The sequence below is a fragment of the Salinibacillus kushneri genome (genome assembly GCF_900111405.1).
Taxonomy (GTDB): domain Bacteria; phylum Bacillota; class Bacilli; order Bacillales; family Alkalibacillaceae; genus Salinibacillus; species Salinibacillus kushneri.
Window position 1 is genome coordinate 223729 of the sequence record NZ_FOHJ01000005.1, and the last position, 16091, is coordinate 239819.

The following is a 16091-nucleotide window of genomic DNA, read 5'->3' on the forward strand; positions in this document are numbered from 1 at the left end:
AATTATTCTTGTTGATAAATCAATAAGGCCTCATCCTCTCTTGCAAAATAACCTTAATACATTCTAATATTGTAATAGACAGTATGTTGGATTATCAACAAACAGTTTCATAAATTTCGTCAACTTTTCAACACTTTATTTATTTGTGTTGACTTTCACAAAAATGTCAAAAAAGGAGTTTTCATTTTGAACAAAAAATTAGATCGACGTAAAAAATATACACGTAAAGTTCTAAAGGAAAGTTTTATTAAATTATTAGCAGAAAAATCGATTTCTTCTATTACCGTAAAGGAAATTTGCGAAATGGCCGATATTAATCGCTCAACCTTCTATACTCACTATTCCGATCATTATGACTTATTGGATAAAATAGAAGAGGAAATTACTAAAGACTTAAGTCAATATTTAAACAGCTACACCTTTACGATTGATGAAGAGTCATTACAGATGACGCAAAAATTATTGGAGTATATAACTCGTAACAAATTTATGTTTCAAACTTTATTAAATAAAAATGGAGATCCTACCTTTGAACAGAAGTTGATGGAAATTGCACAAAGCTTCATGATGAAAAATTGGAAGACCTTCAATCAGGTAGAGGAGGAACAATCACGCTACTTAAGTACATTCGTTGTAAGCGGAGCGATTAATGTAATTAAAGAATGGATTGAGGGGGACATGGGCCAAACACCTAAAGAAATGGCTGTAATGATTAATCATTTTGCGAACTATGGAGTGTCCTACTTAGACAATAAATAAAATAACTTCTCTTCCCAGTTTTATATCTCTCCATATCAATTCCTGAATTCTTTTTTCAAGCCATTCAAATACTTTAGGAAACAATGGAGAAGCATTATCAAAAGAAACCGTCTTGAATGTGAGTTAATCTTCAAGACGGTTTTTAGTTTTTTAGTTATCACGATTGATCAATCACATCAACTTTTTCATCTTTTCCTACCATCACTTTTCGTGCCATATTAATAAATAAGCCAGTTTCAACCACACCTACTAATGATTTTAGTTCTTCATGCAATTTTTTTGGCTCAGCAATCTTTTCAAAATTACAATCCAAGATATAGTTCCCATTATCAGTAATGAATGGTTCGCCCTTGCTTTTTCTAATCTTAGGTTCACAGCCAAAATCAGAAATTTTATTTGCTGTAACTTCCCATCCAAATGGAAGAACTTCTATTGGTAATAAAAAATTCCCCAAATAAGTAACCATCTTGGATTCATCAACAATCACATAGAAGGATTTAGCTGAAGCAGCGACAATCTTTTCACGAACCAATGCACCGCCTCCACCCTTAATCAGCTGCAGATTCGGATCTACTTCATCCGCACCGTCAATAGCCAGATCAAGCTCCTGAACCTTTGAGAAATCGGTTAGCGGAACACCAAATTCCTTAGCCCATTCGGCAGTTGTATTCGATGTAGGAACTCCTTCAATGTCCAATCCCTCCTTGACCCTATCACCGAGTTTTTTAATCATGTAATACATCGTTGATCCGGAGCCAAGACCTACCTTCATTCCATCTTTTATGTAGTCCACAACTTCTTCTCCTACTAATTGTTTCGTTTTATCTGTTTTCGTCATTTGCTTGTGACCCTCCTCATCTACTGATAGCTAATTAGTAATGATATTAGATTGCTTATTTATCCTATAAACTTTACTCTTTGACACAAACTTTAATTTCCTTCATGGCTAATTTTCCTCTAATGAAATACAGATTGTAACAGCAATTTACCTCTTTCTATTTTAACACCAAATAGATACAATTTTGAAAGGTTTATCACAAACTACTGAATTGTTTCTTTTTATGATGTTGAGAAGAGGGAAAGGAATGTAAAAAACGATAAAAATAGCGTCCATAAAGCAGACGCTATTTTGGAAATATATCAAAACTCCCTACTATCGAACAACTTTTTCAGAAGCTAATGTTCCTGATTTTTCAGCCTTTTCAGGAAGAAATAGAACTTTCACCGATTCGATTTCTCTATTAATGATTTTCTGCAGAGCTTCGGGTCCCTCTTCTAAAGATAAACGATGAGAAATCATTGGATCGACTACAATTTGACCCGTACTCATATAATGAACCGTTGAAGCCCACTCTTTTCCTGGGAATGGTGCAGAAATCGCATTCCATGACCCATACACTTTAAGTTCATTGCGAACAATTTTCTCAAAATAAAAACGTTCGATCGTAATGTCTGCATATGGGATTCCCATAAATACTACCTCTCCGCCCTTTCGCGGCAAGGCAAACACTTGAGCAGATGTTATGGGAGAACCAGCTGATTCGACTGCTAAGTCAACTCCCCTGCCATTTGTGTGCTCTAAAATTTGTTCATGCGGTGGTTTTTCCAAGGAATTGATTGCTACATCAGCACCAAGTTCTTTCGCAATGGACAGTTTTTTATCATCAATATCAATGGAATACACTTTCTTAGCTCCGAAGATTTTGGCCCATTGAACAGCTAGTAATCCTATGCTCCCAACACCCATAATTGCTACTTCTGCACCTGGTCGTATTGTCGTACGATAAAAACCATGTGCAACCACAGAAGCTGGTTCTACTAATGCAGCTGTATCAAAATCTACGTTAGCTGGTAATGGTATAACATGAGTTTCAGGTAGTTTGGTATATTCCGCATAGGCTCCTGGTTTATATGCACCCATAACATGTAACTTTTCACATTGAGAGGGCTCTCCTCTGCGACAGCTTTCACACTCACCACATACAAATGCAGGACAGCCTGCAACCCGATCACCAATTTTTACATTTTTTACTTCCGGTCCGACTTCTGTCACGACACCTGCAAATTCATGACCAAACGTCATTCCCTCCACATAAGGTCCAAGCTTCTTGTATCTGGAGGTATCAGAACCACATATTCCTACTGATTTCACCCTTATTATCACATCATCGGGATTTTCAATAGTAGGTTCAGGTGTCTGTTCCTCAAAACGGAGATCCTGCACCCCATATAAATTTAAGGCTTTCACTATATAACACCCCTCTTGTTGATTAGTCTACTGAATCATTCTGGGTTTGCTTTCTTTTGCTAAAATAGATTTTATATACTGCAAAACCAACAATGATTGAGCTTAAAATGAACTGATGCTCAACATAAAAATCTGTTATGGCTCTGAGTGGTCCCAACATAAAGTCCAAAAGTGCATCTACCATGGTTATACCCTCATTTCGTTAAAAAAAGTTGAACAATCGCATAACACTTTACTAAACATTTTTATTGGCTTAGTAAGCTTTATTTGACTTTTCACCATTAATAATTGCAACTGCACCACTTGCACCAATTCGGGTTGCTCCAGCCTCTACAATGTTAACTGCATCTTGATAACTCTTAATTCCTCCTGCAGCTTTAACCCCAATTTTATCGCCCGCAACAGAACGAAGCAGTTTTACGTCTTCCACAGTTGCTCCTCCACCATTGAAGCCCGTAGCTGTTTTTACAAAATCAGCACCAGCTTCAATAATTAATCTTGTCGCTGTTTCTTTCTCAACATCTGTTAATAAAGCTGTTTCGATAATGACCTTTGTTGTTAAACCCTGGGAAGCTTTTACAACTTCGGCAATATCATTTTTTACAACGTCATTCTCTCCAGATTTAAGAGCACCTAAATTAATCAGCATATCAATCTCTTCTGCCCCGTTCTTAATGGCTTCTTTTGTTTCCTCTACTTTCACATGGGTTGTGGCACCACCAAGTGAGAAACCGATAGGAACCCCAACCTTAATTCCGTGTGGAGATAATAACGCATGGGCATAAGCAACATAATGAGGATTTACAAAGACCGTCCTGAAACCATACTTAATCGTTTCTTCACAGAAAGCCCTCATATCCTCTTTAGATGTTGTTGGTTTTAATAAGGTGTAATCAATCATTGAAATGAGCTTTTGTTTATCCAACATCCATCCCCCCTTGTAATCTAGTCTTCTACTGGGGTGAGCAATACTTTAATCGCTTCCCCGCTTTTGATAGCATCGTATGCTTCATCCCATTGGGTAATATCAAATTCATGAGTCACTAATGCTTCTGCCAGTACTTTTCTTTCATTCATTAAAGCAAGAGATGGTTCCCAGTCAGCAGGCTTTTGGCTTCTGCTTCCAACTACACGAATCTCTTTTTGGATAATTTTTTCAAGGTCAAATTGAATGTCAGGTTGTGCGAATAAGCCAACTTGAGCGTATTGACCTTTTTTACGTAATAAATCTAACCCTTGTTTAGCTGCTGGCACTGCACCCGAGCATTCTAATAGGACATCTGCTCCATACCCGTTTGTTAATTTATTTACAAGTTCCTTTACATCTTCTTCTTGTGTATTAACAACATAGTCAAGGCCTATTTCATTAGCCTTATCCAAACGAACTTTATCGTTTGTTAAACCTGTAATAATGACCGTTCCCCCACGGCTTTTCGCGACTTGTGCAGCTAATAGACCAATAGGTCCTGGTCCTATAACTACTACAATGTCACCTTCATTAATTTCTGTTTTGGCAACAGCATGATGGGTACATGCTAGTGGTTCAGTCATGGCAGCTGATCTGTACGTTACATGTTCTGGAAGAGGATGCAAGCTGTCTTTACGGGCAACCAAATATTTTGCAAATCCACCATCCTGTTGTGTACCTAATCCTTTACGATGATTACAAAGATTGTAGTCGCCAGCTTTACAATACTCACATTCACCGCAAATATAGAATGTGGTTTCTGATGTAACGCGGTCCCCTACTTTAAATTCAGTAACACCTTCACCAACCTCTACTACTTCACCGGCAAATTCATGACCTAATGTGACAGGTACACCAACCTTATAATGACCCTCATACGTATGAATGTCGGATCCGCAAATACCGGCATATTTCACTTCAATTTTTACCTGGTCCTTCCCAGGAGAAGGTTCAGGCTTATCTTGAATTTCCAGGTTTCCAAACCCATGCTCTGTTTTGACTAATGATTTCATGATGATTCCTCCTATTTGGTTGGATTCGTACATTCGTTTAACATTCCCTCTCATCTATTCAGTGGGGTATTAAATGAATACCCCACTTCAAACAGGTCCTTTTTAAAAGAGAAAACGATTAATTAAACAATTCAAAGAATCTCCAAATAACCCAGTTTACTAAGTTACCGCCTTGGTCGATACTGGAAACCATAGCGGAGTTTTCAGGAATATTGATATCTGTGGACATTGCCATATCTGTAAACAATGGTGCGATATCTGTTGCCATATAAAGTGATAGCGCAATCATAATCGTTCCTACAATGACAGAGTGAACAATATTCCCTCGAGCAGCACCAACAATAAACGCTACAACAAAAGGGATTGTTGCTAAGTCACCGAATGGAAGTACAGCGTTGCCTGGTAAGATAACGGCAAGTACCACTGTAATCGGTGTCAAAATAAGTGCTGTTGAAATGACTGATGGATGACCAAGTAATACTGCTGCATCAAGACCGATTGTAATATCTGTCTTACCAAAACGTTTATTTAGCCATTCACGAGCTGATTCTGATATTGGTGTCAAACCTTCCATCAAGATCTTTACCATACGAGGCATTAAGACCATGATCGCTGCCATCGTAATACCAATATTGATCACATCGCCAACTCCATAGCCGGCAAGCAACCCAATTACCGCACCAAGGATTAAACCAATGACCATAGAGTCCCCAAATACACCGAAACGTTTTTGAATGGTTTCTGGGTCTGCATGTAATTTATTAATTCCAGGGATCTTTTGTAATAATTTCACAAGATACATAAATGGTGCATAAGAGATTGTACTACCAGTTGCAACGGATACACCTGGCATTTCATAGAAATCTCTAACCATTGGTGCTGTCCAGTCTGCAACTTTCAAACAAACAATTTGGAATACGACAGCTCCGATTAAAGCCTGTACAACGCTTCCAGATACTGCGTAGACAACAGCAGCCATAAATGTATAGTGCCAATAGTTCCAAATATCTACGTTCATGACCTTTGTCGTTTTTGTCAAAAGCATGATAACGTTAACAATTAATCCTAAAGGAATAATAAATGCAGCGACTTCTGATGCCCAAGCAATAGAAGATGTTGCTGGCCATCCTATATCTATAACATTTAACTCTACCCCTAATCTTTCTACCATACCCTTAGCTGCTGGACCGAGATTCGTTGTTAACAAATCAATGACAAGAAAAATACCGACAAACGCTACTCCAATAGTTAAACCAGAACGAAATGCTTTACCTGGTTTCTGTCCAAAGAATAATCCTAATAGAAATATAACGACCGGTAGAATTACTGTAGCGCCTAAATCCAGAAACCCCTGTATAAAATCCACAAAAGCTTGCATGTTTTTGCCTCCTTATGTCTTGAAGTAAACCTCGGCTTTCAAGCAGGAAAACCGAGATTTAATTTTGTTATTTTTTAAGCTCATCTAAGATTTGTTTTTTGGTATCTTCTACTCCGATTCCCGTTAAGAATGTTTGGGCATTAATGACTGGGAATGGAAATTCCTTTGTTGTTTTTGCAGTTGTTACTAGAAGATCTGCTGTATCAGCATATCTGCTTACTTCTGCAATTTTAATTTGAATAAGGTTTACATCAATGTTATTTTCTTTTGCCATTTCCTCAATCGCACTATTTACAACAGTGGATGTTGCAATACCAGCCCCACATGCTACTAATACGTTTTTCTTCGCCATTATTTCTCACCTCCTTCAAGTGCTAATAACTCAAGCTTTTCTTCCAAGAAATTTTTAATAGCTGTTTTTTTATGCTGACTGATTAAATACTTCAATGTTTCTTCATTTTGAAATACTTGCATGAGCTTCTGTAAGAGAGATAGCTGTGAATGGGATTCATCCATAGCCAGCATAAAAACGATTTGAACAGGAGTGGTTTGACTGTCATCACCCATAATGACAAAATCAACAGGCTCTTTTAACAATGCAACACTAATCGTTTTTTGATTTACATGTTCTACATCAGTGTGTGGAATCGCCACTGATACACCAGCTGTTGGAAGACCAGTCGCAAATTCCTTTTCTCTATCAATAATAGCTGGAACAAAGCTTTCTTTTACTAAACCTTTATCTAATAGATTCTGAGCAACTGTCTCCAGTACTTCTTCTTTTGTCTCTGCTTCTACATCCAGTAAAATGACAGATTCATCAAAAACAATCTTACTCATTCTCATCAACCCCAATTCTGTTAATTGCCTTGAATCAATTTTTTGAATATAATTGGATAATTTTATAAATTTCTTCGATTTTGTCTGCTTTAATCATTTTGTTTTTGTCCATTTCAGAACCAGCAAGATTCATTAACTGCATTAAAGCGTGTATATGCTGCTGTTTATCTACCGCTGAAATCGTAATGATCAAATTAATCTTGTAATCATTTGTATATTGCACCCCTTCTTTCAGACGCAGTAAACTCATTCCAACCTCATTCGCCCCATCATCAGGTGCAGCATGCGGTATCGCAATATTTGGACCAATAACAATATAAGAATCCCTTTTACAGTAGTGAATCATTTCATCAACATAATGTGGTTCAATTTTTCCGGAGTCGACTAATGGTTCAGCACTCTTCCGAAATGCCTCCTCCCACGATGAGGCAGAATCCATTAAAGTGATGTTATCTGGCACGATCAAATCATCTAAATTCATTGACTTATTTGTGATATTTTGTTTCACGAAAGCCGTATCTTCATCTTTATCAAAATACTCTGTCAATTCTTGTTTTAAAGCCCTTTCATTATTAATATCAGCATGATTCGAAATAATTTCTAACAAACGATTGACATTGATTTCGTTAGGTGTATATCCATACAGCCCTAACATGACCTGCTTTCTTAAACGATACTTCTCTTCTCTTCCAAGGAATACTTTCGTAACAAATAACTTTTTATCCGTTTCCAAATATGTTGATGAAAAGACAACATCATAATCAAGGGTATAATTCATAAATTCCCGAACGGACAAAAAATCCAAAAATACAAATTCAGGAAACAATTTTCTTAGTTCATTAAACATTAATCTGGATACCGATACACCCTGGGGACAAACCACAACTGCCTTAACCTTTTTATCAATACTTTCCCCATGTTTGTTCATCCATCCGCCAATCAGCATAGTGATATAAGCTGTTTCATTGTCAGGAATCTCTGAGCCTATCAATTGCTCTAACAGTCCAACAGAACGTTTCACCAGCAAATGCATCTCTTTGAATTCCTGGCTGAGTGTTCCTTTAAATAGAATCGTATCGGTCAACTGATATTTAATGCGATAATAGGCAGGCTTAATGTGCTGTAACAGTTTTTCCATCAGCTGTTCACGATCCTGAAGATAAATGCAGGCACTTTTTTCAAATTGTCTAAGCATATTATCAATAGCTGGAACGAGATTCGGGACTTCATCTTCAGCCATTTCAGATGAGAAAACATTTGCGGTTAAGAGGTGGAGCGTGATAAATAATCGGTCTGAAACGGGTATATCCTTCATGTCATACAGTAATTCTTCTGTTGCCTTATATTCCTTCGTATCAGAAAGCTCTTCATATTCTATAGATATGGAGTTTATCGTATAACCTCTTTTAATTCTACGTTGAATGAGAATAAGAATATATGGCATCGTTTTCATTTTTTCATCAGTAAATTTTAAGTTTAATTGATTTTCCACTTGCTCCAGCCGATCCGTGAATTCGTCTATTTGTTCATTCCGGATATCCGCTAAATCTTTTAATCTATTTTCTCCATTACTCATTTGTAAGATGAGATACGTAATATACATGAGTAATTTCCGAACCTGAAACTCTTTACCTTCTATTAAATAGCCATATTTTCTTGTGTATCGAATGTTTAAATCGTAATCCTCCAAAAATGCTTGTGCTTTCTTTAAGTCATTTAGGATTGTATTCTTACTTACTTTTAGTTCATAAGTGAAATGATTGAGTGACAATTCTTCTTCTGAGCTTAAAATCATCATAATAATGAGCTGTACTCGCTGATCTTCAGTAAGAATAATCGTATCTGTAGCCGATACAGTGTTCTCCATATCTTCATTAAGTTCTGAAAATACTGATTGGTCAATGACAAAATGTCCCTGCCTCGTTCTCTCAATGACTGGAAGGTTTAGACCCATCAGCCAATCATTTATCTTGCCTAAGCTATAACCAAGCTGCCTGCGGGATAAATGAAGTTTCTCTTCCAAGGCTGAACTAGTAATTCCAGGATCACTCATCAGTTCCTCTAAGATTTTTTTGCACCGATTGTCTATTATCACCTGCCCCCTCCTTTCGACAATTTTATTGTAACACTAGTGATACAATTTTGCATACGCTTTCATCACAAATGATAGAACAATTAATGTTCAACATTGTGATTTACAAAGTGAATAAAAGTGTTTACAAAAATTATTCACAGTTTTATACATCATTTGCCTTGTTATAAGAGAGTTTTAAGTATAAAATGAACTTGTGAAATAAATGAAAACTTTTACATGATATTCTTTATTTCAATTTTCATAGAAAAGGAGATTCGAATATGACAAAAAATGTCGAACAACTATCTATAAACACGATTCGCACACTGTCCATTGATGCTATAGAAAAATCAAACTCAGGTCATCCCGGCCTTCCAATGGGAGCAGCACCGATGGCTTACACATTGTGGACAGACTTCATGAACCACAATCCAAAGCATTCAAAATGGTTTAACCGTGATCGCTTTGTTCTTTCCGCAGGACATGGTTCCATGCTTTTATACAGCCTGCTTCATTTATCCGGTTATAACGTTTCAATGGAAGATTTGAAAGCGTTTCGGCAGTGGGATTCAAAAACACCAGGACATCCAGAGGCGAATCATACCGATGGAGTAGAAGCAACTACAGGTCCATTAGGCCAGGGAATTTCAATGGCTGTAGGTATGGCAATGGCTGAACAGCATTTAGCCGGTAAATATAATCAAGAAGACATAAACATTGTAGATCACTATACTTACTCATTAGTCGGTGATGGTGATTTAATGGAAGGAATTTCACATGAATCCGCATCACTTGCTGGACATTTAGGACTCGGCAAATTAATCGTTCTTTATGATTCGAATGATATTTCATTAGACGGGGACTTAAATCGTTCATTCTCAGATAATACCCAGGAACGCTTCAAGTCTTATGGGTGGCAAGTATTATATGTAGAAGATGGAAACAATCTGGATGAAATTAGAAATGCCATCACAACCGCCCGGAAAAATACCGAACAACCTACACTTATTGAAATTAAAACAGTTATTGGTTATGGTTCTCCTAATAAATCAGCATCATCTGCATCTCACGGAGCACCACTTGGAGAAGATGAAGTAAAACAGACAAAAGAATTTTATGGCTGGGGCCATGAAGCATTTCATGTTCCAGAAGAGGTTTATTCAGACTTCGCTGAAAAGATTGGAAAAGATGGAGAAGAAAAGGAGGCTGAATGGAATCAATTACTAACAGTCTATAAAGAAAAATATCCTGATTTAGGCACTGAATTAGAGCTTGCTATAGAAGGTAAACTTCCTGAAGGCTGGGAGAAAGCACTCCCACAATTTGAAGCAGGTCAAGATACACTCGCTACACGTGCTTCCTCAGGTAAAGTGCTTAATGCAATTGCCGAAACCGTACCAAACTTCTTTGGCGGAAGTGCTGACCTCGCAGGTTCTAATAAAACGACCATTAATGGAGAGGCTGACTTTTCAAGTAAAGATTATTCCGGCAGAAACATTTGGTTCGGTGTTCGCGAGCATGCCATGGGCGCTGCTTTAAACGGAATGGCTCTGCATGGTGGACTAAAAGTATTTGGTGGTACATTCTTTGTATTTAGTGATTACTTACGCCCATCTATCCGTCTAGCATCCATCATGAATCAGCCTGTTACCTATGTATTTACCCATGACTCCATAGCTGTGGGTGAAGATGGTCCAACCCATGAACCAATTGAGCAATTACCATCTTTACGCACAATGCCTGGATTATCATTGATTCGTCCTGGTGATGCCAATGAAACAGCAGCAGCTTGGCGATTAGCTCTTGAGTCAACCGATACACCAACCGCACTCGTACTAACACGACAAAACCTTCCTACATTAGAAGGTACAAAAGAAAATGCCTACGAAGGTGTTACAAAAGGTGCTTATGTCTTAAGCGATTCAGAGAAAGATACTCCAGATGCCGTTCTCCTCGCTTCAGGCTCAGAAGTCCAACTAGCCGTTAAGGCACAAACTGCACTTAAGGAAAATGGTGTTGACGTCCGCGTAGTAAGCATGCCATCGTGGGATCGTTTCGAGGCACAGGATGATGCATATAAAAATGAGGTTATCCCGCCTCAAGTAAAAGCACGGGTTGGCATTGAAATGGCTTCTTCTTTCGGATGGGAACGTTATGTCGGTTCTGAAGGAAAAGTATTAGGTATTGATAAATTTGGTGCTTCAGCACCAGGTAATAAAATCATTGAGGAGTATGGATTTACAGTTGAGAATGTCGTAAAAACTGTGGAGTCTGTACTTAATGTTGAAGTAACAAAATAAGAATCCAATAAATGAAATTTAATATACCCCAGCCAGTGGCTAATGAATAGTCCATGGCTGGGGTTGTTTGGTTTCAACATCTATTCTATTAGATGAGTCAGTATTATCTTAAAGATTCTCCTGAAATAACATGCCAATGAAGATGTTTTGAGTCTTGATAATCCCCTAAATTTGTAATAACTCTACAGGCTCCATGTTCTTCAGTTACTGAAGAGGCTACTTCTTTTACTACACCTAATAGTTCAAGTAATAACGCATTATCCCTTTCTTCCAATGTTATTAAAGAAGAAATGTGTTTTTTAGGTATTGTAACAATATGTACTGGATAAGAGGGCCTTGTATGATAATAAGCTAATACATTTTCAGTTTCCCTAACCTTATTTATCTCTGTTTTACCACTTAACACTTCATCACAATAAAAATCATTCGTCACCAGTTATTTCCTCCTTATTCTTATTGTCAAATCTATTAATCTGTATTTAGCAATTGATTCACGTATGGATCTATATAACTACGATATTCTTCGGTTAAATTTTCAGGTAATTCATGTAGATTGAAGTACTTTACATCAATAGATTCTTCTTTATCCATCTCAATCGCCCCTTGTACCTCATTTGTTAGAAAAACTGCTGTTACCGAATATAATTCATCCCCGTTTGAAACCTTGAAATAATAGTCTGGTCCTGAAAATACACCTAACAATTCCAGCCTATCTATGTTCAGTCCTGTCTCTTCCTTAACCTCACGTCTAGCCGTATTTTCAAGACTTTCCCCTAGCTCCATAAGACCACCAGGTAATCCCCATCCGCCATCAATTCTTTGTTGTAATAATAATTCATTGTTCTCATTTAAAATGAGCACAACAGATCCTGTCAATATTAGAGGTCTATGGCCAACTAATCTTCTTAAATCTTTAACGTAGTCCATCATCTCTCCCCCCCTGTATCATTGTTAAAGAATAACTTTTTTTATTTGACTCTGTTAAAGTTTAATGTTGATATATAGTGAAAAACTAAAACTTCCAATTTAATGGAAGTTTTAGTTTAATATTATTGGCTTATTAAACGCCCCACATTACTTTAAGTACACTTCTTCACAACCAAAAGATTAGTTCGTTAAAATAGAGCTATTTTACATTCTGACAATTCTGTTTTCTATTACCATAATAATTCCAACTATAATAAATAATCCAAAAAGCAATTATCACTAGGATTGAGTAGTATTTATAATTATCAGGAAGAAATAAAAACAATAGAAGAGTAATAATTAAGAATGGTGGCATAAGTATCCAATAGCGTTTATTCTTAAAGTGTTTAATAACATATATCTCCTTTGCAATATTTACGAATTGTCTATACAGAAGTTCCGTTCTTTCATATTTCTTATTGTATAATCCTGCCTGTTAGTTTAATAAAAGGCAGGATTTATATAGCGAATCTAGAAAACCTAACCTAAGTGTATCATAAGCTACCATATTTTGTATTAAATTTCCTTTAATAATCAAGTCATCACCGTGACTTCGTTTCTTCAATACTTCGGTTTGCCCGAGAAAGTTAAGCGAAGGCGTGTTCATCGATTTGAACTGCGTAGTTCTTGTCATTTGTATACCAATGTATTTTTCTTTTTAATCGAAAATACCGTGTACCGAAGATAATTATCAGTTGCCCCTTTCGTGAGGTTTCCACTGCTTTGAAGACTTATTTGTAGGAGTAAATAGAATTCATGTTTATCCCTTACATAAAGTAAGAATCATAGAAGATTTACCCTTATATTATAGATAATCTCAGTTTAATTCCTTCCCCATAATCACAAATGGTTCACTCTTCTCACTCGGAAAAAATGGTTCCTTAACGACCTCCCAGTCCAAGCCTTCATAGAAATGACGTGCAGAATGATTATGTACTTGAGTTGTAAGGATTGCTGTTTTATGCACTAGTCCCTCTAACAAATTCCTGACTAGCAATCTCCCAAATCCCTGTTTGCGATAATTTGAATCAACGGCTAACTCTACAAATTCGAAACAGTCTCCAAGCCACTTTTTTCTCTCTATCGAATCCAATTCCTTTGCCAAAAGTCCATTATAATATTGACCTGGTAATGATGTGTATCCATATGCAAATCCTGCAATTTCTCCGTAGCCATTTACTACTACCAATCCTTTGTAACCTTCATAGGTTGAATGCCTTAAAAATCTTTCATAGATTGAATCATTGTCTTCACTTTGCCATACGTTTTGATATAGGTTTGCTATCTTTTGTATTTTCTCTTCTCTGTCGTTTATCTGTAAAATTCTGACCATCCTTATTTCTCCCCAAAATAAATTACTCGCCCCATCGTTTGGGGCTCCAAATGGTTCCTTCAATTTCTCCTTCCATCTGGTAAATGCGTTTTTCCTGCTCCTTAATCAAATCCTGAGTAGCTTTTATGAGCACGCGACGATTATAATCATCTGTTGTTTTCAATAATTGTTGTAATTGTTCATAAATCCATGTGTCTTGTTCCACTGTAAATCCACCTCACTTAGCGATGATACATTTGATCCAGAACGATTTTCAGATCATCTATGGTTGATTGATTTTCCTCCATGATTGTCTTTGCATGTTCCAATATGTTCTCCTCATTGGAATGATCGCTATGTTTTATAGCATACTCTAATTGGTCCACTAACCATTTTTCCCGTGTAGCTAAGCTGTCATTATTCTCCATCGTAAGCTTCTGCCAATAGGGAATCAAAATATCCATCTTCTGATCATCTTCGGTATAAGGAAATTGAAAAATCTGAAACGGCCTCAGGTACTTCATTCCTGTCTTATTGGCCATCGCCTGAAACGGTCTTGTCAGTTCACTAATCGTAAATTGTTCACTACCGCCAGCCTGATATTCCTTTTCCGAAACGCCGATCATTAAAACTAAACCAAATTCTTTGCCTGCTAAAATCCCACCATGTGGACCATGTGTTACCCCTTCTTCTAATACAACATCCTGCCAATGCTTTAAAAGTGGCGGAGAGCTGTACCAATAAAATGGAAACTGAAAAATAATGCGATCGTGTTCCCTAAGCAGTTCTTGTTCTTTCTTAATATCAATATTTCCTGCTGGATAAACATTCTCTAAATGGTGAACCGTAACATTTTCGAAGTCTTTTATGCCGTTTAAAAAATATTGCTGACTGTATGAATCGATTATTTCAGGATGGGATACGATTAATAACGTTCGCACAAAAACTTCTCCTTTCATATACCAAAAGATTTTTTGTATTTTATTATTTCCCCAAGGAAAGGGAGTAACACATTGAAGGTTATGATTTGAAGGGTTAATTTATCTGCTCTTCAGTTTCTCTCACTAACAGCCATTCTCCATTTGTAGATTGCCAGTTTTCAATCGTAAACAGTCTCGCCAATACTTTTCCCTCTTTTTTAATCAACTGTTCATAAAATACAACAGCTTGATCATCATCTTTTAATCGAATAACCCTATTTTTAAACACTTTTTCAGCTCCAAGGTAATGCTGAACGGACTGTTTCATTCCATTTACAGCTTCTTCTCTATTGAAAATGAGAGGTTTTCATTTTCAGCCTTAAAAAAAGCAACATAATAGTCTTCAGCCATCCTTTCTAATGATGATGTTTCTCCAAAGGTCATGGCTTTGTTCCATTCCAAAAGAAATTTATCGTGCATTTTGGTAAAAGTTGTACACGATTTTCCATTTTTATATTCCAGCTCCCTTTTTCTTTTTTAGTTCACGAATTTCCTTTAATACTGGCATTATCTTAAGTTCTTCTTCAGTTACCAAATCCCAGTTGATTCCACTTGGCTTAGCATAAGGAGAATGGGTTCGAATTAGTTCCGTTTCTGTCGCAATCCAATCAACGGATAAATCAAATGAATCCTTGGGTATATCAGTATCTGTCAGTTGCGCACTATGAACGGTGCTTATAATCGGAATATCAGGATTTCCAAGTTCCCTTATAATGGCATACTCCCGGTCAGCATACCCTTCACCTTTTCCAATCCTTCGTCCATCTTTATGGAGTGCAACCGCTCCGACGATAAACAAATTTATTTCCGGGATATCAGTAAGAGCGATTTCTTTCCCATAGGATTTAATATGAGAAAGGCTGGTCGCTTTTCTCTCTTCCCCATGCTTAACCCAATTGGGTTTAACCATGATAAATCCAGCTCTAAGTCTTGGGGTAGGAACAAGTAAGATCTTCTCGTCCTTTAAGATTTGGGCTCTTATGGGTAATTGTGGAGAATCAGGGTTTACTTTAATTACCTTTGCATCTCTATACGCCTGCATGTTGGTCACTTGATCGGCTGCAATTTCTGCTCCTTTAAAATTAGGAATACGATTTTCCAGTGGAAAGGGAAATCTCCCCAACTTATGGTCAGTTAAATATTTCCACTTCAATTCGCGAATTGCCTGTTTTGTTAACATACTAACACCTGCCCATGCCTTTAGACATTTTGAAAAGAATAAAATAAGTCAAATACTCCTGTTCCACTTTAGTT

The 16091-nt window shown here is 37.0% G+C and carries 18 protein-coding genes; 2 read left to right on the forward strand and 16 right to left on the reverse strand.

All coding sequences use genetic code 11. The annotated features are described in order from the left end of the window. The first annotated feature begins 186 nt into the window (after positions 1-186). A complete protein-coding gene (locus BMX63_RS09440; RefSeq protein ID WP_093134627.1) occupies positions 187-759 on the forward strand; it encodes a TetR/AcrR family transcriptional regulator in 573 nt (190 codons plus the stop codon). 157 nt (positions 760-916) lie between these two features. On the opposite strand, the gene rpiA is transcribed toward BMX63_RS09440, so the two are convergent. From rpiA to BMX63_RS09480, 8 genes are all read right to left on the reverse strand, one after another. Further along, entirely contained in the window at positions 917-1597 is a 681-nt protein-coding gene (gene rpiA, locus BMX63_RS09445) for a ribose 5-phosphate isomerase A (RefSeq protein ID WP_093134629.1), read from the reverse strand. Positions 1598-1912: 315 nt separating this feature from the next. Then, a complete protein-coding gene (locus BMX63_RS09450) occupies positions 1913-3007 on the reverse strand; it encodes a galactitol-1-phosphate 5-dehydrogenase (protein ID WP_093134632.1) in 1095 nt (364 codons plus the stop codon). Between the two features lie 253 nt (positions 3008-3260). Further along, positions 3261-3932 (reverse strand): deoxyribose-phosphate aldolase, encoded by a 672-nt coding sequence (gene deoC / locus BMX63_RS09455; protein WP_093134761.1) that lies wholly within the window; start codon positions 3930-3932, stop codon positions 3261-3263. A gap of 20 nt (positions 3933-3952) precedes the next feature. Continuing rightward, entirely contained in the window at positions 3953-4987 is a 1035-nt protein-coding gene (locus BMX63_RS09460; protein ID WP_093134635.1) for a zinc-binding dehydrogenase, read from the reverse strand. Positions 4988-5105: 118 nt separating this feature from the next. Then, positions 5106-6365 (reverse strand): PTS galactitol transporter subunit IIC, encoded by a 1260-nt coding sequence (locus BMX63_RS09465; RefSeq protein WP_093134637.1) that lies wholly within the window; start codon positions 6363-6365, stop codon positions 5106-5108. A 67-nt stretch (positions 6366-6432) separates the two neighbouring features. Then, a complete protein-coding gene (locus BMX63_RS09470) occupies positions 6433-6717 on the reverse strand; it encodes a PTS sugar transporter subunit IIB (RefSeq protein WP_093134640.1) in 285 nt (94 codons plus the stop codon). Next, positions 6717-7205, reverse strand: coding sequence for a PTS sugar transporter subunit IIA (locus BMX63_RS09475; RefSeq protein WP_093134642.1), 489 nt, complete (start codon positions 7203-7205; stop codon positions 6717-6719). Before BMX63_RS09475 ends, BMX63_RS09470 begins: the two co-directional genes overlap by 1 nt. 34 nt (positions 7206-7239) lie before the next feature. Next, the gene (locus tag BMX63_RS09480) at positions 7240-9300 is read right to left on the reverse strand and encodes a BglG family transcription antiterminator (RefSeq protein ID WP_093134645.1); all 2061 of its coding nucleotides are present in this window, start codon (positions 9298-9300) and stop codon (positions 7240-7242) included. A gap of 260 nt (positions 9301-9560) precedes the next feature. Here BMX63_RS09480 and tkt point away from each other — a divergent pair, with 260 nt between their 5' ends. Then, positions 9561-11579, forward strand: a complete 2019-nt coding sequence (gene tkt / locus BMX63_RS09485) for a transketolase (protein WP_093134647.1) — start codon at positions 9561-9563, stop codon at positions 11577-11579. Positions 11580-11682: 103 nt separating this feature from the next. Here the strand turns inward: tkt and BMX63_RS09490 are convergent, their stop codons facing one another. The 8 genes from BMX63_RS09490 to BMX63_RS09520 all read right to left on the reverse strand — a co-directional run bounded on the left by BMX63_RS09490 (position 11683) and on the right by BMX63_RS09520 (position 16017). Next, the gene (locus BMX63_RS09490) at positions 11683-12015 is read right to left on the reverse strand and encodes an HIT domain-containing protein (protein ID WP_093134650.1); all 333 of its coding nucleotides are present in this window, start codon (positions 12013-12015) and stop codon (positions 11683-11685) included. Positions 12016-12047: 32 nt separating this feature from the next. Further along, the gene (locus BMX63_RS09495) at positions 12048-12506 is read right to left on the reverse strand and encodes an NUDIX hydrolase (RefSeq protein WP_093134764.1); all 459 of its coding nucleotides are present in this window, start codon (positions 12504-12506) and stop codon (positions 12048-12050) included. 856 nt (positions 12507-13362) lie between these two features. Then, a complete protein-coding gene (locus tag BMX63_RS09500; RefSeq protein ID WP_093134653.1) occupies positions 13363-13878 on the reverse strand; it encodes a GNAT family N-acetyltransferase in 516 nt (171 codons plus the stop codon). A gap of 22 nt (positions 13879-13900) precedes the next feature. Next, entirely contained in the window at positions 13901-14083 is a 183-nt protein-coding gene (locus tag BMX63_RS09505) for a hypothetical protein (RefSeq protein WP_093134655.1), read from the reverse strand. A 16-nt stretch (positions 14084-14099) separates the two neighbouring features. After that, positions 14100-14798: an NAD(P)H-dependent oxidoreductase gene (locus BMX63_RS09510; protein WP_093134658.1), complete on the reverse strand. Its 699-nt coding sequence runs from the start codon at positions 14796-14798 to the stop codon at positions 14100-14102. 94 nt (positions 14799-14892) lie between these two features. Beyond that, positions 14893-15105, reverse strand: a complete 213-nt coding sequence (locus BMX63_RS18495; RefSeq protein WP_245732800.1) for a hypothetical protein — start codon at positions 15103-15105, stop codon at positions 14893-14895. A 5-nt stretch (positions 15106-15110) separates the two neighbouring features. Then, a complete protein-coding gene (locus BMX63_RS18500) occupies positions 15111-15257 on the reverse strand; it encodes a hypothetical protein (protein WP_245732801.1) in 147 nt (48 codons plus the stop codon). A 31-nt stretch (positions 15258-15288) separates the two neighbouring features. After that, positions 15289-16017, reverse strand: a complete 729-nt coding sequence (locus BMX63_RS09520) for a 5-formyltetrahydrofolate cyclo-ligase (protein WP_093134661.1) — start codon at positions 16015-16017, stop codon at positions 15289-15291. Between the last annotated feature and the right edge of the window lie 74 nt (positions 16018-16091).

Excerpts from the sequence above, each read along its gene's own strand:
- BMX63_RS09460 (WP_093134635.1), bottom strand. The coding sequence starts at position 4,987 with ATGAAATCATTAGTCAAAACAGAGCATGGGTTTGGAAACCTGGAAATT.
- BMX63_RS09495 (WP_093134764.1), bottom strand. The coding sequence starts at position 12,506 with ATGGACTACGTTAAAGATTTAAGAAGATTAGTTGGCCATAGACCTCTA.
- BMX63_RS09520 (WP_093134661.1), bottom strand. The coding sequence starts at position 16,017 with ATGTTAACAAAACAGGCAATTCGCGAATTGAAGTGGAAATATTTAACT.
- BMX63_RS09500 (WP_093134653.1), bottom strand. The coding sequence starts at position 13,878 with ATGGTCAGAATTTTACAGATAAACGACAGAGAAGAGAAAATACAAAAG.
- rpiA (WP_093134629.1), bottom strand. The coding sequence starts at position 1,597 with ATGACGAAAACAGATAAAACGAAACAATTAGTAGGAGAAGAAGTTGTG.
- BMX63_RS18495 (WP_245732800.1), bottom strand. The coding sequence starts at position 15,105 with ATGAAACAGTCCGTTCAGCATTACCTTGGAGCTGAAAAAGTGTTTAAA.
- BMX63_RS09470 (WP_093134640.1), bottom strand. The coding sequence starts at position 6,717 with ATGGCGAAGAAAAACGTATTAGTAGCATGTGGGGCTGGTATTGCAACA.
- BMX63_RS18500 (WP_245732801.1), bottom strand. The coding sequence starts at position 15,257 with ATGCACGATAAATTTCTTTTGGAATGGAACAAAGCCATGACCTTTGGA.
- tkt (WP_093134647.1), top strand. The coding sequence starts at position 9,561 with ATGACAAAAAATGTCGAACAACTATCTATAAACACGATTCGCACACTG.
- BMX63_RS09465 (WP_093134637.1), bottom strand. The coding sequence starts at position 6,365 with ATGCAAGCTTTTGTGGATTTTATACAGGGGTTTCTGGATTTAGGCGCT.
- BMX63_RS09475 (WP_093134642.1), bottom strand. The coding sequence starts at position 7,205 with ATGAGTAAGATTGTTTTTGATGAATCTGTCATTTTACTGGATGTAGAA.